The sequence below is a fragment of the Shinella sp. GW835-FHT14H05 genome (genome assembly GCF_058793575.1).
The window spans coordinates 1-17,864 of the sequence record NZ_JBXAFY010000003.1 but is presented as its reverse complement, the minus strand read 5'-3'; the positions used below and the strand labels follow the sequence as shown (position 1 = coordinate 17,864).

At 64.1% G+C, this 17,864-nt stretch carries 14 protein-coding genes; 5 read left to right on the top strand and 9 right to left on the bottom strand.

Annotation, left to right across the window (positions count from 1 at the left end):
• The first annotated feature begins 27 nt into the window (after window positions 1–27).
• Window positions 28–1,344, top strand: a complete 1,317-nt coding sequence (locus tag AC1Q6Z_RS11345) for a GGDEF domain-containing protein (protein WP_435265910.1) — start codon at window positions 28–30, stop codon at window positions 1,342–1,344.
• 6 nt (window positions 1,345–1,350) lie between these two features.
• On the opposite strand, the gene AC1Q6Z_RS11340 is transcribed toward AC1Q6Z_RS11345, so the two are convergent.
• The 6 genes from AC1Q6Z_RS11340 to AC1Q6Z_RS11315 all read right to left on the bottom strand — a co-directional run bounded on the left by AC1Q6Z_RS11340 (window position 1,351) and on the right by AC1Q6Z_RS11315 (window position 10,048).
• Entirely contained in the window at window positions 1,351–3,432 is a 2,082-nt protein-coding gene (locus AC1Q6Z_RS11340) for a caspase family protein (protein ID WP_492647873.1), read from the bottom strand.
• An 87-nt stretch (window positions 3,433–3,519) separates the two neighbouring features.
• Window positions 3,520–5,388, bottom strand: a complete 1,869-nt coding sequence (locus tag AC1Q6Z_RS11335; RefSeq protein WP_492647872.1) for a methyltransferase domain-containing protein — start codon at window positions 5,386–5,388, stop codon at window positions 3,520–3,522.
• Between the two features lie 7 nt (window positions 5,389–5,395).
• Window positions 5,396–7,612 (bottom strand): glycosyltransferase family protein, encoded by a 2,217-nt coding sequence (locus AC1Q6Z_RS11330; protein WP_492647871.1) that lies wholly within the window; start codon window positions 7,610–7,612, stop codon window positions 5,396–5,398.
• The gene (locus AC1Q6Z_RS11325; protein WP_492647870.1) at window positions 7,609–8,049 is read right to left on the bottom strand and encodes a hypothetical protein; all 441 of its coding nucleotides are present in this window, start codon (window positions 8,047–8,049) and stop codon (window positions 7,609–7,611) included. Before AC1Q6Z_RS11325 ends, AC1Q6Z_RS11330 begins: the two co-directional genes overlap by 4 nt.
• Before the next feature lie 125 nt (window positions 8,050–8,174).
• On the bottom strand, window positions 8,175–9,854 hold the full coding sequence (locus AC1Q6Z_RS11320) for a heparinase II/III domain-containing protein (protein WP_492647869.1): 1,680 nt from the start codon (window positions 9,852–9,854) through the stop codon (window positions 8,175–8,177).
• A complete protein-coding gene (locus AC1Q6Z_RS11315; protein ID WP_256116214.1) occupies window positions 9,851–10,048 on the bottom strand; it encodes a hypothetical protein in 198 nt (65 codons plus the stop codon). The genes AC1Q6Z_RS11320 and AC1Q6Z_RS11315 overlap by 4 nt, the downstream gene beginning before the upstream one ends.
• Window positions 10,049–10,324: 276 nt before the next feature.
• On the opposite strand from AC1Q6Z_RS11315, the gene AC1Q6Z_RS11310 reads away from it, so the two are divergent.
• Window positions 10,325–11,752 (top strand): amidase, encoded by a 1,428-nt coding sequence (locus AC1Q6Z_RS11310; protein ID WP_492647868.1) that lies wholly within the window; start codon window positions 10,325–10,327, stop codon window positions 11,750–11,752.
• A gap of 65 nt (window positions 11,753–11,817) precedes the next feature.
• Window positions 11,818–12,492 (top strand): TetR/AcrR family transcriptional regulator, encoded by a 675-nt coding sequence (locus AC1Q6Z_RS11305; protein ID WP_492647867.1) that lies wholly within the window; start codon window positions 11,818–11,820, stop codon window positions 12,490–12,492.
• Here AC1Q6Z_RS11305 and araH read toward each other — a convergent pair.
• From araH to AC1Q6Z_RS11290, 3 genes are all read right to left on the bottom strand, one after another.
• Window positions 12,489–13,439: an L-arabinose ABC transporter permease AraH gene (gene araH / locus AC1Q6Z_RS11300; RefSeq protein ID WP_435265919.1), complete on the bottom strand. Its 951-nt coding sequence runs from the start codon at window positions 13,437–13,439 to the stop codon at window positions 12,489–12,491. The two genes, AC1Q6Z_RS11305 and araH, sit on opposite strands and share 4 nt — an antisense overlap.
• The gene (gene araG / locus AC1Q6Z_RS11295) at window positions 13,436–14,968 is read right to left on the bottom strand and encodes an L-arabinose ABC transporter ATP-binding protein AraG (protein ID WP_492647866.1); all 1,533 of its coding nucleotides are present in this window, start codon (window positions 14,966–14,968) and stop codon (window positions 13,436–13,438) included. The genes araH and araG overlap by 4 nt, the downstream gene beginning before the upstream one ends.
• Before the next feature lie 66 nt (window positions 14,969–15,034).
• Window positions 15,035–16,018, bottom strand: coding sequence for an arabinose ABC transporter substrate-binding protein (locus tag AC1Q6Z_RS11290; RefSeq protein WP_492647865.1), 984 nt, complete (start codon window positions 16,016–16,018; stop codon window positions 15,035–15,037).
• 187 nt (window positions 16,019–16,205) lie between these two features.
• On the opposite strand from AC1Q6Z_RS11290, the gene AC1Q6Z_RS11285 reads away from it, so the two are divergent.
• Both AC1Q6Z_RS11285 and dgoD read left to right on the top strand, forming a co-directional pair.
• Window positions 16,206–16,973: a FadR/GntR family transcriptional regulator gene (locus AC1Q6Z_RS11285; RefSeq protein ID WP_492647864.1), complete on the top strand. Its 768-nt coding sequence runs from the start codon at window positions 16,206–16,208 to the stop codon at window positions 16,971–16,973.
• Between the two features lie 34 nt (window positions 16,974–17,007).
• Window positions 17,008–17,864, top strand: an 857-nt coding sequence (gene dgoD, locus AC1Q6Z_RS11280) for a galactonate dehydratase (protein WP_492647863.1), incomplete at its 3' end; no start/stop codon positions are given.

The window sequence follows — 17,864 nt, the reverse complement described above, 5'->3', positions numbered from 1 at the left end:
GCCTTATCCGTAGCGAGTACCGAGCGCATGAGCATGCCTGAAGCCGCCAAGACGAACGCCCTTTCGCCCCATGATGGGGCAGCAGGCGATCCGGCTCGTGCACGATCACGCCAGGAGGTGGATTTCTGGATGGATTGCGTCGGCGCGCCGCTGGTTCTCATGGAGAAGCAGGCGCTGACGGTGCGTTATGCCAACCGCAATGCCGCGATCCTCTTCGGCCTCGGCCTGGAGCCGTTTGGCGCCTGCCCGGTCGACGAGCTGGTCGGCCCGGAAGCAGCGCTGATGCTTGGCCAGATCTGGAGCGTAGCGCCCGTCGGCGTCCCGGGGGAACCTTTCCTCATCCGCGCGCTCGTCCAGGGCCAGGAGCGCACGCTCATGGTGCAGGTCACCAAGCTCGCGGTGGAAGACGAGATCCTGCGCCTTTTCAGCTTCGTCGATGCGCCGCCGCAAGGTTCCGTGACGCTCGCCGGCTGGCAGGAAAACGTCATCTCGCTGCTCAACTGGCTGCCGTTCGGCTTCGAGATCGCCAGTTCCGAAGACCAGATCCAGTTCGCCAATTCGACCTTCAAGGAGCTGTTCGGCTACACGATGGACGACATCGCCAATATCGAGGACTGGTGGCGGCTTGCCTACCCGGACCCCGAATATCGCGAATTCGCCCGCACGCAGTGGCACACGTCGATCGCCGCGGCGCGCGCCGAGGACCGCGAGATGACGCCGTTCGACCTGGACGTGATGACGGCCAGCGGCGCCCGGCGCACCATCCAGTTCCGCCACCGCACCATCGGCAATTTCAACGTCAATCTCTATATCGATGTGACGCGCGAGCGGGCCTATGCCGAAGAGCTCAAGGTTCTGGCGGATACCGATCCGCTGACCGGCGCGATGAACCGGCGGCGCTTCTTCGAGGAAGCCGATCGCATCCATGCGGACAGCCAGCGGCGCGGCACGCCGATCGCCTTCCTGATGCTCGACATCGATCACTTCAAGTCCATCAACGACAGATACGGCCATGGCGTCGGCGATCTCGTGCTCATCGAGTTCACCCGGCGCTGCCGCGAGGTGCTGCATCCCGGCGATTGCTTCGGCCGGATGGGCGGCGAGGAGTTCGCCGTGGTTCTGGGCGCGGGCACGCGGGAAACCGTCTACGCGGTGGCCGAGAACATTCGCAGCGCAATCGGCGCAGACCTTTTCGCCGTCGGCCTCGAACCCTTCAAAGTCTCGGTCAGTGCCGGCGGCGCGATATGCGAGACCGGCGAAAGCGTCGGCTCGGTCATTTCCCGCGCGGACAACGCCCTCTACGACGCCAAGAAATCCGGCCGAGACCGCGTGATCATCCGTTAAAGCGGTTTATTTGACGGCTATCGGCTGGAAGGTCGAGGCGAATTTTTCGGCTTTCTTGACCGCCTTGTTGCCGAGTTTCTCGCTGAGCGTCGCCACATTCTCCTGCGCCCGCTCGACGCCGTTGGTCTTGGCCAACGTAAACCAGGCGAGCGCTTCGACGGGGTCCTTCTTCAGGCCGATGCCGTCGAGATAGAGCGTGGCGAGCCGGAACTGCGCCTCATTATAGCCCTGCCGCGCAGCCTTGCGGATCCACTCGGCGCCGGCGGCCGGGTTTTGCTTCAGGGCGCTGCCGTCAATATAGAGGTCACCGAGCCGCAGTTCGGCATAGATATGCCCCATCTCGGCGGCCCCCGTCAGCAGGATTTCGGCCTGTGCGACATCCTTCGGCACGGCCTTGCCGTCGAGGTAATAGGCCGAAAGCTTCTCCATGGCCGGGGCGAAACCCTGTTTTGCGGCCCGCCAGAGCCAATAGGCCGCCTTCTGCGGGTCGGCGCTGACGCCAAGGCCGTTTTCGTAGATGAGCGCGAGGTTGAATTCGGCGAAGACGTTCTTCTTCGCAGCCCCCAGCACATACCAGTAGCGAGCTTCATTCAGGTTCTTCTCGATGCCGCGGCCGTCACGATAGACGTCGCCGAGCGAGCGATAGGCGATCGGGAAGCCGGCGGCGGCACCCGTGCGATAGATTTCGCGCGCCTCGGCGTGGCGGCCCGCGGCGTCGATCGCCCGGCCATAGTTCATGAGAATGCGAAAGCTGTCTGGATATTGTTTGAGCGCGGCCATGCAGGCGGGAACGGCGGTCTCCGGCTTAATCTGCTTGAAATAGACGCCGACGGCGGGGTCGGCGATCTCCTGCACATGGCCGGCCTCGCGGTCGCAGTCGGTGATTTCCGGATAGAGCGGGTTTTCCGAGAATTCCTCGTAGTTCGCCGTGACGCGCCCGGAAATTGCCGGCACCGTCTCGTCGGAACCCTTCGTGGCGTCCTCCAGCCGCAGGCGCGCGAGCTTGGCGAAGACGCCCTCAGGGAACTTTTCGAGGTAGATGCGGTATTGTTCGGCGGTGCCTGCGGCCTGGATGTCGTTCCACATCAGCAGGTCTTCGGCGGCATTAATGCTGCGGTCGACGGCAAGAGCTGCGACTTCCTCTTCCTTGGGCTTCTTAGCCTCCTCCAGCACCTCCACCCGCATCTCGGCAATGTCAGCGAAGAGCCCCTGCGGGAAGGTCGCGAGATAGGACTTGTAGCTTGCGGCGTTGTCCTCGTCCGCCGCGGCCTGCCAGGCCTCCGCATCCTGCGTCGCTTCGGCCGAGAACTTCGGCTCTTCCGGCAGCGCTTCGGTGAAGAAGAAATCCTTGGTCAGCGAGGAATTGTCCCACGGCACCTGCTCGCCACCGGTCTCGTCGACCACTCGTTCGCGCACGCGCTTGAAAACCTGCTCGATCGGCAGGCCCGGCGCCGTGATCAGCTCGGCCAGCGCCTTCGTGAACGGGCTGTTGCCCTTCGTGCCATCGGTCGCGACCTTGCCCGGCGCCGTGGCGAAGGCGATGAAGGTGCCGAGCGGGCCGGTGGCGCGCGCAAGCCCGCGGGTCGCACCATCATTGGCCGCGGCGCCCGCCGAGCGGTTGGTCTCCAGCGGATTGTTGCGGCAGGCATCCACGATGAAGACGGCGATGCGAGGCCGAACCCGTTCGATCTGCTCCGTCACCATCTTCAGGCTGAAAGCCTCAAGCGGCAGGTCGGACGAGCTCGTGAGCTGGCTGTCCGTCGGGATCAGGTAGTTCTCGTCGGCAAACTGGATGCCGTGGCCGGCATAATAGATAACGGCATTGGTTTCAGGCGTCAGCGCATCGGCAAAGCTGCGCATCGCGCGCACCATCTGCTGGCGGTTGCCGTCGATGACCGGGAAGGTCTTGAAGCCCGCCGCCGAAAGCGCCTTCTCCATCAGCCGCGCGTCACCCTCCGCATTGGGCAGATGCGGGAGCGCGCTGTATTTGCCGTTGCCGATCACCAGCGCGACACGGTTTTCCTTGGCGGCGAACGTTGCCGTCGCCGTGCAGAGAAGGAACGCGAGAAGCAGAAAGAAACGTTGCATGTGCATCGGCATCCCATGAAAGTCCGACCAGCCATTACAGCATAGTCCCGCAGCCTGATATTGAGCAAGACGGGATGCGTCGGCGCATTATTCTGTGTTCCCGCCATCGAAGCGGCCTTCCAGCATGCCGGCGAGCGCTTCCGCGCCATTTCGCCAGCGTTCGCCGGCGATGGCGGCGCAGGCGGCGGTGAGTGCAGCTCGCGCGTCGGCCGACAGCAACCTGTCGATGGCGGCCGAAAGCCCCGCTTTGCCGTCGCCCAGGCGGTGCATCAAGGCGGCGCCGCGCTCTTGCGCCCAGCGGGCGCGATCGACCTGGCGGTCCATGTCCGGGCTTTCGTCCGGCACGAACAGGGTGGGAATGCCGCCGGCAATGTGCTCGTGGAAGGTGTTGTATCCCGCCCGCACGATCGCGGCATCGAAGGCGCGGCTATGGGCATAGGCGGGATGGAGGGTGACCAGGCGGTGACGCGTCGGGTGGCGTGGCGCGACGTTTCCGGTAAGCGGCGATTTCAGCTCCACGATGTGGACGTCCGGCCTCGTCAGCAGATCGTCGAGCAGCCTTCCATGCAGATGCGTGAGGTCTGGATTGGAGGAGCGAGAGAGATCGACGAGGACGACGAAGCCCTCCTGCGGCAGGCCGAGCGCCTCACGGGCGGCGCCACGCTCCAGCCGCTCCGAGGGGTCGATCAGCAACATCGGCGGCACGAGCGTGGTCTTCGTGCGATCGGTCGTGGTCGGCCCCGCATCGCGGGCTGCGGCATAGTCGTCCGGCTCGATGATGATGGGGAAATGCACGCCGGCGCCGATATAGCTGGCATGATGGCTCGGCCACATGGCGCGCCGAATCCAAACCGCCTGGAGCTTCGCATTGTTGCGCAGCACCTCAATGATGCCGTCGAAGACGAAGTTGACGTCGTAGATCAGGGTCGTGACGTGGTAGGCGTCAAGCAGCAGCTCGATCTCCGCGGCGAGCCGGGCGTTCCAAGCGCCGGGCTCTTCGCCTGAGAGGGCGTGGTGCGGAACGAAATGCACCGGAAACCCCATGTCGCGCACGATCCCAGCACTGTAGCTCATCGTCAGGAAAGCGGCCGGACGGTGCTTCAGGCGTCGGGCGACCGCGAGCTGGCGCGTGAGATGGCCCTGGCCGATGCCGTTGGCCGAGACGAACAGCACCGCATCCGGGCGATGGGAAGAGGGCGCGGAGGCTGCGAGGCGCGTGGCCGGGGAGACCGCAACGGCATCCTCCGGCTGCCGCTTTTCGATCAGGAAGACGGAATTGTTGTTGAAGCCGCGCCAGGCGTCTTCCGGCACGTTGATGGCGAGGAGCCGTTCGGCTGGAACGAGGCGGGTCGCGTCATAATCTCCAGGCAGCGGCAGGGCCGATCCCAGAGTCTGCAAAAAATCCTCCGGCGAGAAGATCCGCATATGATCCCACTGGCCGAATTGGTCGGTGCGGTAATCGTCGCTCCGCTCGTCCAGCGCCTCGCGAAAGCCGCCTTCGAGGAAGGGGACGCTGAAGATGTGAAGGCCGCCGGGCTTCAGAAGGTTATCCAACCTCACGGCCACTGCTTTGTAATCACAAGCGACATGCTCCAGCACATGATTGTGCAGCACGATATCGAAGGAACCGGGGGCGAAGCGGTCGAGATCGCTGCACAGGTCGATGCGCGTGACGGGGAAGGAGAACTGGCCCGGATCAAGATCGCCGCAGAGATAGTTGCCGCCGAAGCGGCTGCGCAGGATGGTGGCGAGGCATTCTTCGGGTGCCAGATGCAGGACGCGGCGGTTTCCGGACAGCAGGCCGCGCATACGCAGCATTTCGAAGATCAGCCGGTGGCGCTCCAGCGAGCCGCAACCCTCGCACCGCACATTCCTGCGGATGAAGGCACTGCCCGCCTTGCCATAGGTATCCCCGAAGGCCGAACTGCCACAGATGTTGCAGGCTGGTGGGGTCACCACATCCTCACGTGCTGCCGAGCTTCGTTATGTCCCAATCGGTGCGCAGCATGCGCGCGTGATCCTCCACATAGCGGGCGATGTCCACGGCACCGTTCTTCCACACGATCGACTGACAACGGCGAATGACGGCCGCGCGTTCCACCGGGTCCAGCAGGCGCTCGACATGCTGGGCGGCGAAGCCGAGATCGTAGTCGCGGCGCATCATCCAGCCGCGGCCGGTGAGTTCGGCCCAGCGGGCGCGGCTTGCCTGAAGGTCCATCTCGTCGCCCTCGTTGGGCACGAAGAGCGTTGGAATTGAGCCCAGCACCTGCTCATGGAACGTGTTGTAGCCCGCCGCCGAGATCGCCGCGTCGAAGGCCCGGCTGAAGCGAAAGCTCGGGAAGAGTTCGACCGTGCGATGCCGCTCGCCGAGAATTTCGAGGCCTGCGGCATTCGGCGTGATCGGCGACTGGATTTCCAGCGCGATCGTATCGGGACGCCTGAGTACTTCGGCAAGAAGCTCTGCGCGCAGCTCCTTGACGTCGAAATTGGCGCCCGCGCCGAGTTGGAACGCCACGACCGTCATGCCATCCGGAACACCCAGCGCGGCGCGCGCGCTTTCGCGCGACATGCGCTCCGCCGGATCGAGGTGCAGCACCGGCGGCACGAGGAAAACCTCCTTGCGGCAGGCGGCCGTCGGGCCGTGGTCAAAGGTCTCCGCCAGTTCGCCGGGCTCTATGACGGCGTCGAAATTGTCGGAGAATTCGAGGAAGACGCGGTGGGATTCCTGCCAGAGCGGGCGACGCACCCAGATCTTGAAAATATCCGGAAACATGTCGAGCGCCCGCGTCACGCCCTCGAAAACGGCCGTCGCGTCATAGGCGAAGACGGCCGGGCGCAGATGGGCGACGAGCTCGAACAGTTCTTCGGCAAGGCAGGTGTTCCAGTCCTCCGGGTCTGCTTCGAGAATGCGGTGATGCGGCAGGAAATGCGCCTGGTAGCCGTGCTGCACGGCCGCCTTCATGGAATAGGACATGGTCGCGAAGACGGGCGTCAAATCCGGCGGCAGGCGCTGGGCGATCGCCAGCTGCTGGGTGAGATGGCCGACGCCGATGCCGTTGCTGGAGGCGAAGAGTACGTTGCGCTGCGGAAGGGGTGGGAAAAGCGCGGCAGCGGCCGGTGATGTCGTTTCGTCACCCATGATGCGGGCGACGCGATCGCCATAGATCGCCGCATCGTAATTGTTCTCGACGAAGCGGCGGGCCTGCTCGCATTGGGACCGGTAGAGTGCCGGATCGGCCACGAAACGCGCGATGACGCTTTCGACTTCGGCCGGTTCCGCATAGACGGCCGCTTTTGCGAACAGCACTGCGAAATGCGGGGGGAGGATGACGACAAGACCGGTCGCCAGCGCTTCGAGGATCGTTCGCCCGAAAGCCTCCGACCAGGCGGGATCGTGGAAATAGACGTAGAAATCGAGCGTGCCGAGGAAATCCGGAACGCCATCCCAGGCGAAGGGGATCAGCTCCCAATTGGTCGGAAGCGTGCCATATTTCTCCGAAAGATACGCATCGGCACCGAGCGCCCGCACACGAAAACGGCTGCCATCGGCGGGATAGGCGAGAAGCGCGTCTTCCGCGGTCGGCCATTTCAGGGGGTCGGGGCGCGAATGGCGGCCGATCACGACGGGGTAGGCGGGCGGGCGGACCGGTTTTGCCGGCCAGTCGTCGAACTCTATGAGGTTGCCCCAGTCTTCCTCCAGCATATGCGCATAGGGCGGCAGCAGGCGCGGCAGGCTGTCGCGCACGACGGCGCTGACGGGCGCGAGATGCACGTCGGCGCCGAAGGCATCGCTGGCATGCGCGATGACGCGGTCCAAGTCGTATTGCCGGCGGCCGTTACCGTCATACATCGGGTGGTGCAGCACGATCAGCAGCTTGTCGGTGGTGATCGACAGCCGTCGCGTCGGGCGGTTTTCGACGATCGTCGGGTGGTGGATCAGCGTCAGGCGGGCCGTGAGCCGCATGTCGGGATCGATGCGCTCCGTCAGCCCGTCGTCGATCAGTTTTCGCAAATCGGGATGCATGGGAAAGGGCAGGCCGAGCAGGGGGCCTTTGATGGCAAGAAGCCCCGTCCGGAGGCCCGCCCGGGCCGCCGCCCGGATCTCGACGGCAAGCGCGGTCGATGTCCCTCCCTCGAAGCGCACGTCGGCGACGAAGAGGATGTCGAGCGTTGCACTCATCGCTCGTTCCGGGCCGTCATGCGCGGAGCGGCGGCGAGGAAGGCATCGATGTTCTGCCCGTAGCTGACGACATGCACCGGCTGCCATTTCGAAACGAGCAGTTGCCAGCGCTTGGCGAGATAGGCATTCCACGAAATCTCGGCGGCATGCAGCTTCTGTTCAAGCGCCGAGGGCAGATATTCGAAGATCGCACCGCGGTTGCGGAAATGCATGAAGTCAAGACTGTCGGTGAGATAGACGATCTTGTGCCGGCTGCCGAAACGCTGGTTCGTCACGTCGATGATCTCATCGACCTGCGCGGCATCAACACCGATGAGGGTGACGATAATTGCGGTGAGCGCGGGCTGCGAGGCATAGATTGCGAGGGGCGGCTCCGGCTCGGCCTCCGGTGTTGCAGGCTTTGGGCCGCGCCGCGGCAACCAGCCGAAAATCCCCATTCCGCCTCCTCCTCGATCCCCCGGACAGGCCGGAAAGCGCCGATGAATCAAGGCTATTGCCGGGATTTGGCGGAGTCAAACGAAGTCTGCACGATGCGGGTGGAAATAGCGGGGTGAGACGGCGCTCAGGTGCCAAGCGGCCAGCCGTCGATCGCGGCTGGTTTCCACGTCCCGGTGTCACCGGCGAGGGAGAACCTGACGGTAATGGATTGCGCCTCCCTTGACGCCGGCACGTCAAAGAACAAGCGTCCGAAGGCCGCGTTGCTGCTCTCGCCCGCGGGGGAAGGAGCCCTTTCAAACGACCAGACGAGCCCTGCCGGTTCCAGGATTTCCGCCTCCGCCATCACATCCCCCAAGGCGAGTTTGGCGCGTGCACCATCGAGGGTCACCGTCGCTTGCGTATAGACCTGCCATGTCGCACGCGGCAGGGGACCGTTGCCCGCCTCCAGTTCGTCGACGATGAAAACTGCGCCGCCATCCGCCAGCGCGGCGCCCCGACGCCAGACCGATCGCCGCTCCCCGTCAAAAATCTGGTAGGCCACAAAGCGGTTCTCGCCCTCCTGTCCGGTGCCGAGGAGAGTTGCGTAGGCGTCGAACGATTGCTCTGCCCCATCGATCAGCAGTATATTATGGGCGGCGGTCTGTGTGCGAAAATAGCCGAACCGCCGCGCCCGATCGAAGTAGCCGGGCAGGGCATAATTCTCGCGGCCGAGTTCGCCGGCAAAACGCTGGCCTGCCATTTCCAGCACGAAAGTGCCGAGGTCCAGATGGGCGTGGTTGACATCGTTGCGCCCACCCTTGAGCGCCAGCCAGGTGGTGCCGTTGCGCAGCACCGCGATGCCCGCCGGTTCATAGGCAACGGGTCCTTCGCTCGCGCTCGCCGTTTCAAGGTCCGGTGCGCACCAGAGGAGATCGAAGGGATGCGGATCACCGGGAGCGGCATGTTGCCAGGCCATGGCTTCCGGATCGCCCGTGCGGTTGGCGAGCCAGCCGAGCACGGGCGAACGGCGCGGCTCTTCCGTCGCATCGCCGAAATTGAACACCCGTCCGCTCGGACCGGTGAGATCGCGTCCGTAGCGCCAGGTGTTGAGGAGTGCGGCCGGTGCATCGGGGCCGATGCACAGGTCCTTCATGAATGCCTGGGCAAGCACGGCGTAGCGCACGGCATATTCCCAATAGTCAGGGCCTTCCTTATAACCGCCATCCGCCCCAAAAGCACGCAAGCCGTGGTCGATCGCCGGCACGAAGCAGCCGAGCGCGGCGTCTCGCACCTCCTTGTGAGTGCCCTCCAGCGCGGCTGCACCGGCGATCATCCCAGCGCAGCACACGATGTTCCAGTTGTTTTCCGCGGTCATCCAGGGCGCACCGGCCGCGGCTGCCGCAAGGCCGGAGGAAAGCCCTTTTTCGACGATTGCCGTCGCCAGCGTGTCGCGCTCGGTGCGCGAGAGGAGGGGGCGGGTCCAGAGAAGACCGAGCGCCACGCCCGTCGTCATTTCGGCAGTGTCCAGGAAATGGGCGGGATTCCAGCTCGGGAACTCTGCGGCGTTCAGAACTTCGCGGATCGCCCGTCTGCGATGGGTGCTGCCGCCGGTGAGGCAATCGGCGATGGCCAGCGTCGCGACACGGTCGATCAGCTTGCGGCTGGTTGGCAGAATGACGTCCCGCCCGTCTTCCCGCTCTAGCTCGAGTAAAGAAGCATTCTGGATATCGCTGGCAGCCTGTAGAACAGCCGCGGCGTATCGTTTACCGGCACTGAAAGACCGCGCCGATAGCCGGATTCGTGCCGGATCGAGAGAAAGGATCAATAATTGCTACGGCCGCGGGTCGTCGTTGCCAATTCGCGATTGGGCTTTTTCTTCACGACTTTACAGGGGCCTTGTTTGCACTTGACGGTCGTGACCGTCGGCTTGCCAGCGGTTGTTTCGCAGCCGCTCAAGAAGAGAGACGCTGACAACATGGCCGCGAGTGAAGTCCATTTTGCGGCAACAAATTTGGTCATGACCCTGCCCCACTCAGGTTTAGCTGTTCTTCATGGAATGCGACCTGCCAAGTAAAGTCAATATCCGGATTGCCCAAAACGGGGTGGGGTCCTTGTTTTCTCTGAAGTTTCATATGGCCGACATGGCCAGGGCACTTGCGCGGGATTTTGTGGGTGGAGAAAGGTCGGCCATCGCGCGAAAACTATTTGACTGAGTGTTCAGTTTGTTTTTTATTTTGCTTCATCGGCCAGCGGGGAGGAGCCGCGCGGCCGACAGGATTTCACACCGGAGGACCCATGAGCGATCTCGATCTCTGCTACCTGCCCGCCCACGAAGCGCTCCGCCGTTTCAAGAGCCGGGAGCTTTCCCCCGTCGACGTGATGGCGGCGACGATCCGCCGGGCGGAGGCGGTGCAGGCGCCGATCAATGCGCTGACCTATACCCATTTCGACGAAGCGATGGATCTCGCCCGCAAGGCGGAGGCGAAATATGCGCGGGGTGCGCGCACCGGCGCACTGGAGGGGCTGCCGGTCGGCATCAAGGACGAGAGCGAGATCGAGGGCAAGCCGAGCTCCATGGGCTCGCTCATCCACAAGAACCATGTCAGCGCGCGCACCTCGACGATGAATGCGCGCATCCTGGCGGCCGGCGGCATCGTGCATGCGCGCACGGCGACGCCGGAATTCTGCTGCTCCGGCGCCACCTGGTCGCGGCTGTGGGGCGTCACGCGCAATCCCTGGAACCCGGATTTCACCTGCGGCGGCTCTTCCGGCGGCGCCGGCGCGTCGCTTGCGGCGGGCACGTCTTCGCTGGCGACCGGCTCCGATATCGGCGGCTCGATCCGCATTCCGGCCGCCGCCTGCGGCGTCGTCGGCTACAAGCCGCCCTATGGCCGCAACCCGGACGACCCGCCGTTCAACCTGGATTTCTTCTGCCATACCGGCCCGATGGCGCGCACGGTCAAGGATGCGATCCTGCTGCAGAACGTCATGAGCGGCCCGAGCCCGCACGATATCACGACGCTTCGGCCGAAACTGCGCCTGCCGCTGGAATACAAGCCGATCAAGGGCTGGAAGATCGCCTTTTCCATGGATCTCGGTTTCTTCGAGGTCGATCCGGATGTGCAGAAAAACACGCTGGCGGCTCTCGACGCCTTCCGTTCGCTCGGCGCGACGGTCGAGGAGGTCGATCTTGGCTGGAAGCAGAACGTGCTCGATGCCGGCATCGGCTACCTGCAACATCTCTTTGGAGGCTACGTCTCGAAACTGCTCGACGCGCACGGCGACGAGATGACGACCTATGCGCGGCACTTCGCCGAGCGGGGCCGGGTCTCCAGGTCGACGGATTTCGTCGCGACCCTGGAGGTGATCGGCGAGATGTACCAGACGCTGGGGCCGCTGCTGGAGCGCTATGACGTGCTCGTCTGCCCGACCAATGCGCTGCCCGCCGTACCGGCCGATTTCGACCAGTCCAAGGATACGGTCGAGATCAATGGCAAGGTGGTGCATCCCATGCTCGGCTGGGCGATGACGACGCCCTTCAACATGATGAGCCGCTGCCCCGTTCTGTCCGTGCCCACGGGCCATGCCGGCAACGGCGTGCCGACCGGCATCCAGATCGTCGGGCGCACCTATTGCGACGCCGACGTTTTTCGCGCCGGGATCGCCTTCGAGGAAGCACAGGGCGGCTGGTATCGCGATGCGGCAGGCCGTCCGGCCTTGTAACGTTGACCCAGACGGTCCGTCGTCCGATAAGGCGACGGACCGTCTGGCAATCCGAGACCCTTGCAGTGAAGACACCCAAAGCCGCCCCCGCCGACGATGCGCCGATCACAAAGGCCGGCAAGGCCGATCGCCGTCACCTGCGCGGGCAAGCGAGCGCCCAGCGCATCATCGACACGACCATCCGCCTGATCGCGGAGGATGGCATGGCCGCGGTCACCATGCAGCGCATCGCCGGCGAGATCGGCTCGTCCAATGCGCTGGTCGTCTTCCATTTCGGCACGAAGGAGAAGCTTTTTCGTGCCGTGCTGGAATATCTCAACGACCAGTTCGCGCGCCTCTGGCAGGAGACCGTGCGCCGGCCGGACCTTTCGGCGGCGGGGCGCATCGTCGCGGCGCTCGATTGCGCCCGGCATTTCCGCAGCCGGCATCCGGACTGGGTTTCCGTCTGGGTGCTGTTCGGCAGCGACCGCCAGACCCTCCAGCTTGATCGCCAGATCAGCCTGCCCAACGACCGCGCCTATCTCGCCGAAACCCGCGCGCTGCTTGCCGAGGTCGCCCGCGAGGGCGGCCATGCGGGCGTCGATACGGAAACACTCGCCGAAGGCCTCAACTATCTCGTGCAGGGCGCCTGGTACTGGGACACGTTCAATCCCGACCAGGTCCGCTCCGACGCCCTGCAAAAGACAGCGATGACGCTGCTGCGCGAGGCCTTTCCCGGCAGCTTTCCGCCTCCGGGCTAGGTGCGCCGTCCCGCAGCGGCCGAGCGCAGATTGTCGAGCAGCACGGCGAGCAGAAGGATCAGGCCGCGCACGACATATTGGTAGAAGGCCTGGATGTTGAGCAGGTTCATGACGTTTTCGGCGATGCCCATGATCAGCACGCCGACGATGACGCCCGTCATCGCCGCCCGCCCGCCGGCCAGCGACACGCCGCCGAGCACGCAGGCCGAGATGACCGAGAGTTCGAGGCCCGTCGCGGCATTCGGCTGGCCGGATGTGATGCGCGAGGCGAGCAGCACCCCGGCAACGGCGCAGACGAGGCCTTGAAGCGCAAATATCCAGATGCGCATGTTGGAGACGTTTACGCCGGCCAGGCGCGAGGCCTCCGGATTGCCGCCGATCGCCAGCGTGTTCTTGCCGAAGACCGTGCGGTTCAGCACGAAGCCGAAGATGATGAAGAACACAGCCATCACCCAGATCGGTGTAGGAATGCCGAGGAATTTCGACAGCGCGAGCTGATAGAAACCCGGATCGTTGATGCCGACGGCGCGGCCATCGGACGCGATCAGCGCCAGGCCGCGCACGATCTGCATGGTGGCAAGCGTCGTGATCAACGCATTGATGCGGAAGCGGGCGATCACCACGCCATTGACGAGGCCGACGGCGCCGCCGCAGAGCAGGGCCGCGAGGAGGCCGATGATGATCGAGCCCGAGGCATTCGAGGCCATGACGGCGACCATGCCGGAAAAAGCCACCGTAGAACCAACTGACAGGTCGAAGTCACGCGAGGCGAGGCAGAACATCATCGTGCAGGCGACGATGCCGATGGTGACGACCGATTGTAAGAGGCCGAGCATGTTACGCTCGGTCAAAAAATTCGGGACCGTCAGGGCCACGATGGCGAAGGCAATGGCGAAGATGACGACCAGACCCTGTTCGCCGAGGAGGAGTTTTTTCAAGGACGTCATCGTGACTGGACCTGCTGGGTTGGAAGTTCGCTGGCGTTCGCCACATCGGGAAGGGCGGCGGCGAGGATGCGGCGCTCGTCGAAATCGGCGCGCTCGATATCGGCGGCGACCCGGCCCTCGCACATGACGAGGATGCGGTCGGTGATGCCCATCACCTCCGGCAATTCGCTGGAGATGACGACGATCGCCATGCCCTGGCCGGCGAGCTCGTAAAGGATCTCGTAGATTTCCGACTTGGCGCCGACGTCGATGCCGCGCGTCGGCTCGTCGATGATGAGGACTTTCACGCCCTGCTCGGAAAGCCAGCGGCCGAGAATGACCTTCTGCTGGTTGCCGCCAGAGAGGTTGACGATCTCCTGTTTGCGGGAGGGCGTGCGCACGCGCAGTTTCGCGATGAAGCGGTCTGCCAGTTCCGCCTCCTTCTTCGGCTGCAAGATGCCGAAGGGCGAAAAATGGCGGCGCGAGGAGATCGCCATGTTCTCCTCGATATTGCGCCCCTGCACGATGCCGTCAAACTTGCGGTCTTCCGGGCAGAGCACGATGCCGGAGCGGATGGAGTGCGGCGGGCTGTCGGGCGTGACCGTGACGCTATCGACGCTGACGGCGCCCTGCGAGCGGCTGTCCGCACCATAGACGAGACGCGCCATCTCGCTGCGCCCGGCGCCAATCAAGCCGAAGAAGCCGAGGATTTCGCCCTGGCGGACCGAAAAATTGATCGGCGTGCGCAGCTTGCGGCCGGCAAGGTCCTTGACCTCCAGACGCACGGCGCCGCGGTCGCGCGGGCGAAAACCCCAGATATTGGAAATCTCGCGGCCGACCATTTCGGCGATGATCTGCTCGCGCGTGATCTCTGCGATCTCGGGGTGATGGGCGGCGAGCTTGCCATCGCGCAGCACGGTGAGGCTGTCGCAGAGGCGAAAGATCTCGTCGAGGCGGTGGGAGACGTAGAGGATAACCTTGCCCTGCGCGCGCAGGCGATCGATCAGCGTGAAAAGGATTTCGCTTTCGCGGGACGAGAGCGAGGAGGTCGGCTCGTCGAGCGCGATGACGCGCGCATCGGCCATCACGGCCTTGGCGATCTCGACCATCTGGCGTTCGCCGATCGACAGCGATGCGACCTTGGCGGCCGGGTCGATGTCGATGCCGATGTCCGCAAGCTTCTGCTTCACCACGCCGACAAGGCGCGAACGATCGATCACGCCGGCCTTGCCGGGAAAGCGGCCGAGCCAGAGATTTTCGGCAACCGTCAGCTCCGGCACGAGCTGGAGTTCCTGGTGGATGACGATGACGCCTGCGTCGAAGGCGTCGCGCACCGAACGATAGTGCTGCAACTGGCCGTCGATCCGGATCTCGCCGGTATCGGCGGATTGATCGCCCGAGAGCACGCGGATGAGGGTCGATTTGCCCGCACCGTTTTCGCCCATCAGGCCGTGCACCGCGCCCTTCTTCACCGAGAAGGAAACGTCGGCGAGCGCCTGCACGCCCGGATATCCCTTGGATATCGCCTTGAATTCAAGAAAGTCCTGCATCTCTCCACCCCGAAAAGAGGCCCGGCGGCAGCACGCCGCCGGGATGACATCACCTTGGGAGGATGATTATTCGATGCCGAGGTCCTTGCGAACCGTCTCGTAATTGTCGCGCAGCGCGACCTGGCCGGCGGTCAGGATCAGCTTTTCCGGCTCCTTGCCGTTGGCGATCCACTCATACATGTTGAGCGCGGTCTCGTAGCCGTGACGCTTCGGCGAGATGATCACGGTGCCGAAGAAGCCGGTGGCAGAGGGCTTCTTGAACTCGTTGATAGCCGAATCCGCGCCGCCGATGCCCACGCCGATCATGCTGTCGGCGGCAATGCCGACCGATTCCGTAGCGCGCACCGCGCCGAGCACGGCCTCGTCATTGAGGCCGACGGCGACCCAATGCTTGATGCCGGCATTCTTGTTGAGCACGACGGTCGAAGCGTTGAGCGCCGCTTCCGTGTCGGTCTTGGCCTGCGGGGCGTCAAAAATGTTGGCTTCCGGGAAACCCGCGGCCTTCAGCACGGAGAGCGCACCATCGACGCGGTCGACGGCGGTCGGCAACTGGTCGTAGGAAACGCGGATCGCACCGACGTCCTTCATGTCCCAGCCGCGCTTCTTGATTTCCTCGACGATCGTCTGGCCGACGGCCTCGCCGATCTTCGTGGCCGAGATGCCCATATGCGGCACATCCTCGATCGGGCTGCCATCGGCATTGACCAGGCGGTCGTCGACGGTCATCAGCTTGAGGTCGTTGGCGGCCGCCTTTGCGACGATGCCGGGGCCGAGCTTCACATCAGGCGTGCAGACGATGAAGCCCTGCGCGCCTTGTGCGCCGAGATTGTCGATGGCCGACTGAACCTTCTCGCCGTCTTCCGCGCCGATCTTGACGAGCGTGAAGCCCTTCTCCTTGGCGGCCTCGTCGGCGAACTTCCATTCGTCCTGGAACCACGGCTCTTCCGGCTGCTTCACGATGAAGCCAATTTTCACGTCGGCGGCGAAGGCGGAGGTCGCGGTGAACACGGCGACGGTGCCAGCCAGGATGGCTGCTTTAATAAAGCCCATTGTCTCTCTCCCAAATTAACTGCGCTTGCAGTGGGCTTTGGTGTAATGTCTTTCATCATATTCGTCAATTGCGTTTGTATGATGAATTAAATATCAGTGTATGATAGTAGTGTCGGGATGACGCGAATCCGGTCGTCGCCTTCAGGCGGGAAACGGGATATGCATCGCGGACGGAATGGGGTGGAGAATGGCTGTGCAGGAACAGGATGAGCGCGTAAACGCGCCCGAAGGCGAGGCGATCGTGCGCCGCCCGCGCGTGCAGAAGAACGTCACGCGGGCGATCGCCTCGGATATCTGCGCCGACGTCTTTCCGGTCGGCGGCTTCCTGCCGACGGAAAACGAACTGTGCCTGCGCTACGGCGTCAGCCGCACGGTCATCCGGGAATCGCTGAAGATCCTCGAATCCAAGGGCTTGGTGCGCGGGCGCTCGCGCGTCGGCACCGTGGTCTGTGCCAAGGAAGAATGGAACATCCTCGACCAGCAGGTGCTGGAATGGATCGGGCCGCGCATCTTCGAACTCGACCTGTTGAAATGCGTGCTCGACGCGCGCCGCGCCATCGAACCCTTTGCGGCCGAATTCGCCGCCGAGCGCGCGACGGTTCAGGAAGTGGCCGAGATCGAGCGGGCCTGGGAGCAGATGCGCGACGCCGAGGGCGATGTCGCGCGCTTCACCGAGGCCGACGTCGCCTTCCATGCCGGCCTGCTGAAGGCCAGCCACAACCAGGTGTTCATGCAGCTTGCGAGCATCATCCGCGCGGCACTGGAATTCTCGCTCTACGCCTCCAACGAGGCGGTGGATGCGCGCGGAGAAGCGGTCGAGATCCACAAGCAGCTCGTCGAGGCGCTGCGCATGCGCGACAAGGCGGCGGCGCGCGACTGCTCGCACCGCATGCTCGACCTTGCCGCACGCGACCTGGCGCTCGCCATCCGGAAACATCCGCCCGCCGGCGAATGACCGCGCCCTTTACCCTTCCAAGACGAGTATCATGATGAAGATCACGAAGCTGACGACCTATATCGTGCCGCCGCGGTGGCTGTTCCTGAAGGTGGAGACGGACGAGGGCATCGTCGGCTGGGGTGAGCCGGTGGTGGAAGGCCGTGCGCTGACGGTGCAGGCCGCCGTGGAGGAATTGTCCGACTATCTCATCGGCAAGGACCCGCTGCTGATCGAAGACCATTGGCAGGTGATGTACCGCGGCGGATTCTATCGTGGCGGGGCCGTGCATATGTCAGCCCTTGCCGGCATCGACCAGGCGCTCTGGGACATCAAGGGCAAGGCCTATGGCCAGCCGATCCATGCGCTCCTCGGCGGCCAGGTGCGCGACAAGATTAAGGTCTACAGCTGGATCGGCGGCGATCGCCCCGCCGACGTCGCCAACAATGCGCGCGAGGTCGTTGCCCGCGGCTTCAAGGCGATCAAACTCAATGGCTGCGAGGAGATGCAGATCGTCGATACCTGGGACAAGGTCGAGAAGGCGGTCGAAACCATCGCGACGATCCGCGAGGCCGTCGGCCCCTATATCGGCATCGGCGTCGATTTCCATGGCCGCGTGCACCGGCCGATGGCCAAGGTGCTGGCCAAGGAACTCGAACAGTTCAAACTGATGTTCATAGAGGAGCCGGTGCTGTCGGAAAACCGCGAGGCGCTGAAGGAGATCGCCAACCATTGCTCGACGCCGATTGCGCTCGGTGAACGGCTTTATTCGCGCTGGGACTTCAAGTCGGTGCTGTCCGACGGCTACGTCGACATCCTGCAACCGGACCTGTCGCATGCCGGCGGCATCACGGAATGCCGCAAGATCGCGGCGATGGCGGAGGCCTATGACGTGGCGCTGGCGCCGCATTG

What these genes read in the sequence shown, in the direction of transcription:
- AC1Q6Z_RS11310 (WP_492647868.1), top strand. Translation starts at nt 10,325, where the DNA reads ATGAGCGATCTCGATCTCTGCTACCTGCCCGCCCACGAAGCGCTCCGC.
- AC1Q6Z_RS11325 (WP_492647870.1), bottom strand. Translation starts at nt 8,049, where the DNA reads ATGGGGATTTTCGGCTGGTTGCCGCGGCGCGGCCCAAAGCCTGCAACA.
- araH (WP_435265919.1), bottom strand. Translation starts at nt 13,439, where the DNA reads ATGACGTCCTTGAAAAAACTCCTCCTCGGCGAACAGGGTCTGGTCGTC.
- AC1Q6Z_RS11290 (WP_492647865.1), bottom strand. Translation starts at nt 16,018, where the DNA reads ATGGGCTTTATTAAAGCAGCCATCCTGGCTGGCACCGTCGCCGTGTTC.
- AC1Q6Z_RS11285 (WP_492647864.1), top strand. Translation starts at nt 16,206, where the DNA reads ATGGCTGTGCAGGAACAGGATGAGCGCGTAAACGCGCCCGAAGGCGAG.
- AC1Q6Z_RS11340 (WP_492647873.1), bottom strand. Translation starts at nt 3,432, where the DNA reads ATGCAACGTTTCTTTCTGCTTCTCGCGTTCCTTCTCTGCACGGCGACG.
- AC1Q6Z_RS11330 (WP_492647871.1), bottom strand. Translation starts at nt 7,612, where the DNA reads ATGAGTGCAACGCTCGACATCCTCTTCGTCGCCGACGTGCGCTTCGAG.
- araG (WP_492647866.1), bottom strand. Translation starts at nt 14,968, where the DNA reads ATGCAGGACTTTCTTGAATTCAAGGCGATATCCAAGGGATATCCGGGC.
- AC1Q6Z_RS11345 (WP_435265910.1), top strand. Translation starts at nt 28, where the DNA reads ATGAGCATGCCTGAAGCCGCCAAGACGAACGCCCTTTCGCCCCATGAT.
- AC1Q6Z_RS11315 (WP_256116214.1), bottom strand. Translation starts at nt 10,048, where the DNA reads ATGACCAAATTTGTTGCCGCAAAATGGACTTCACTCGCGGCCATGTTG.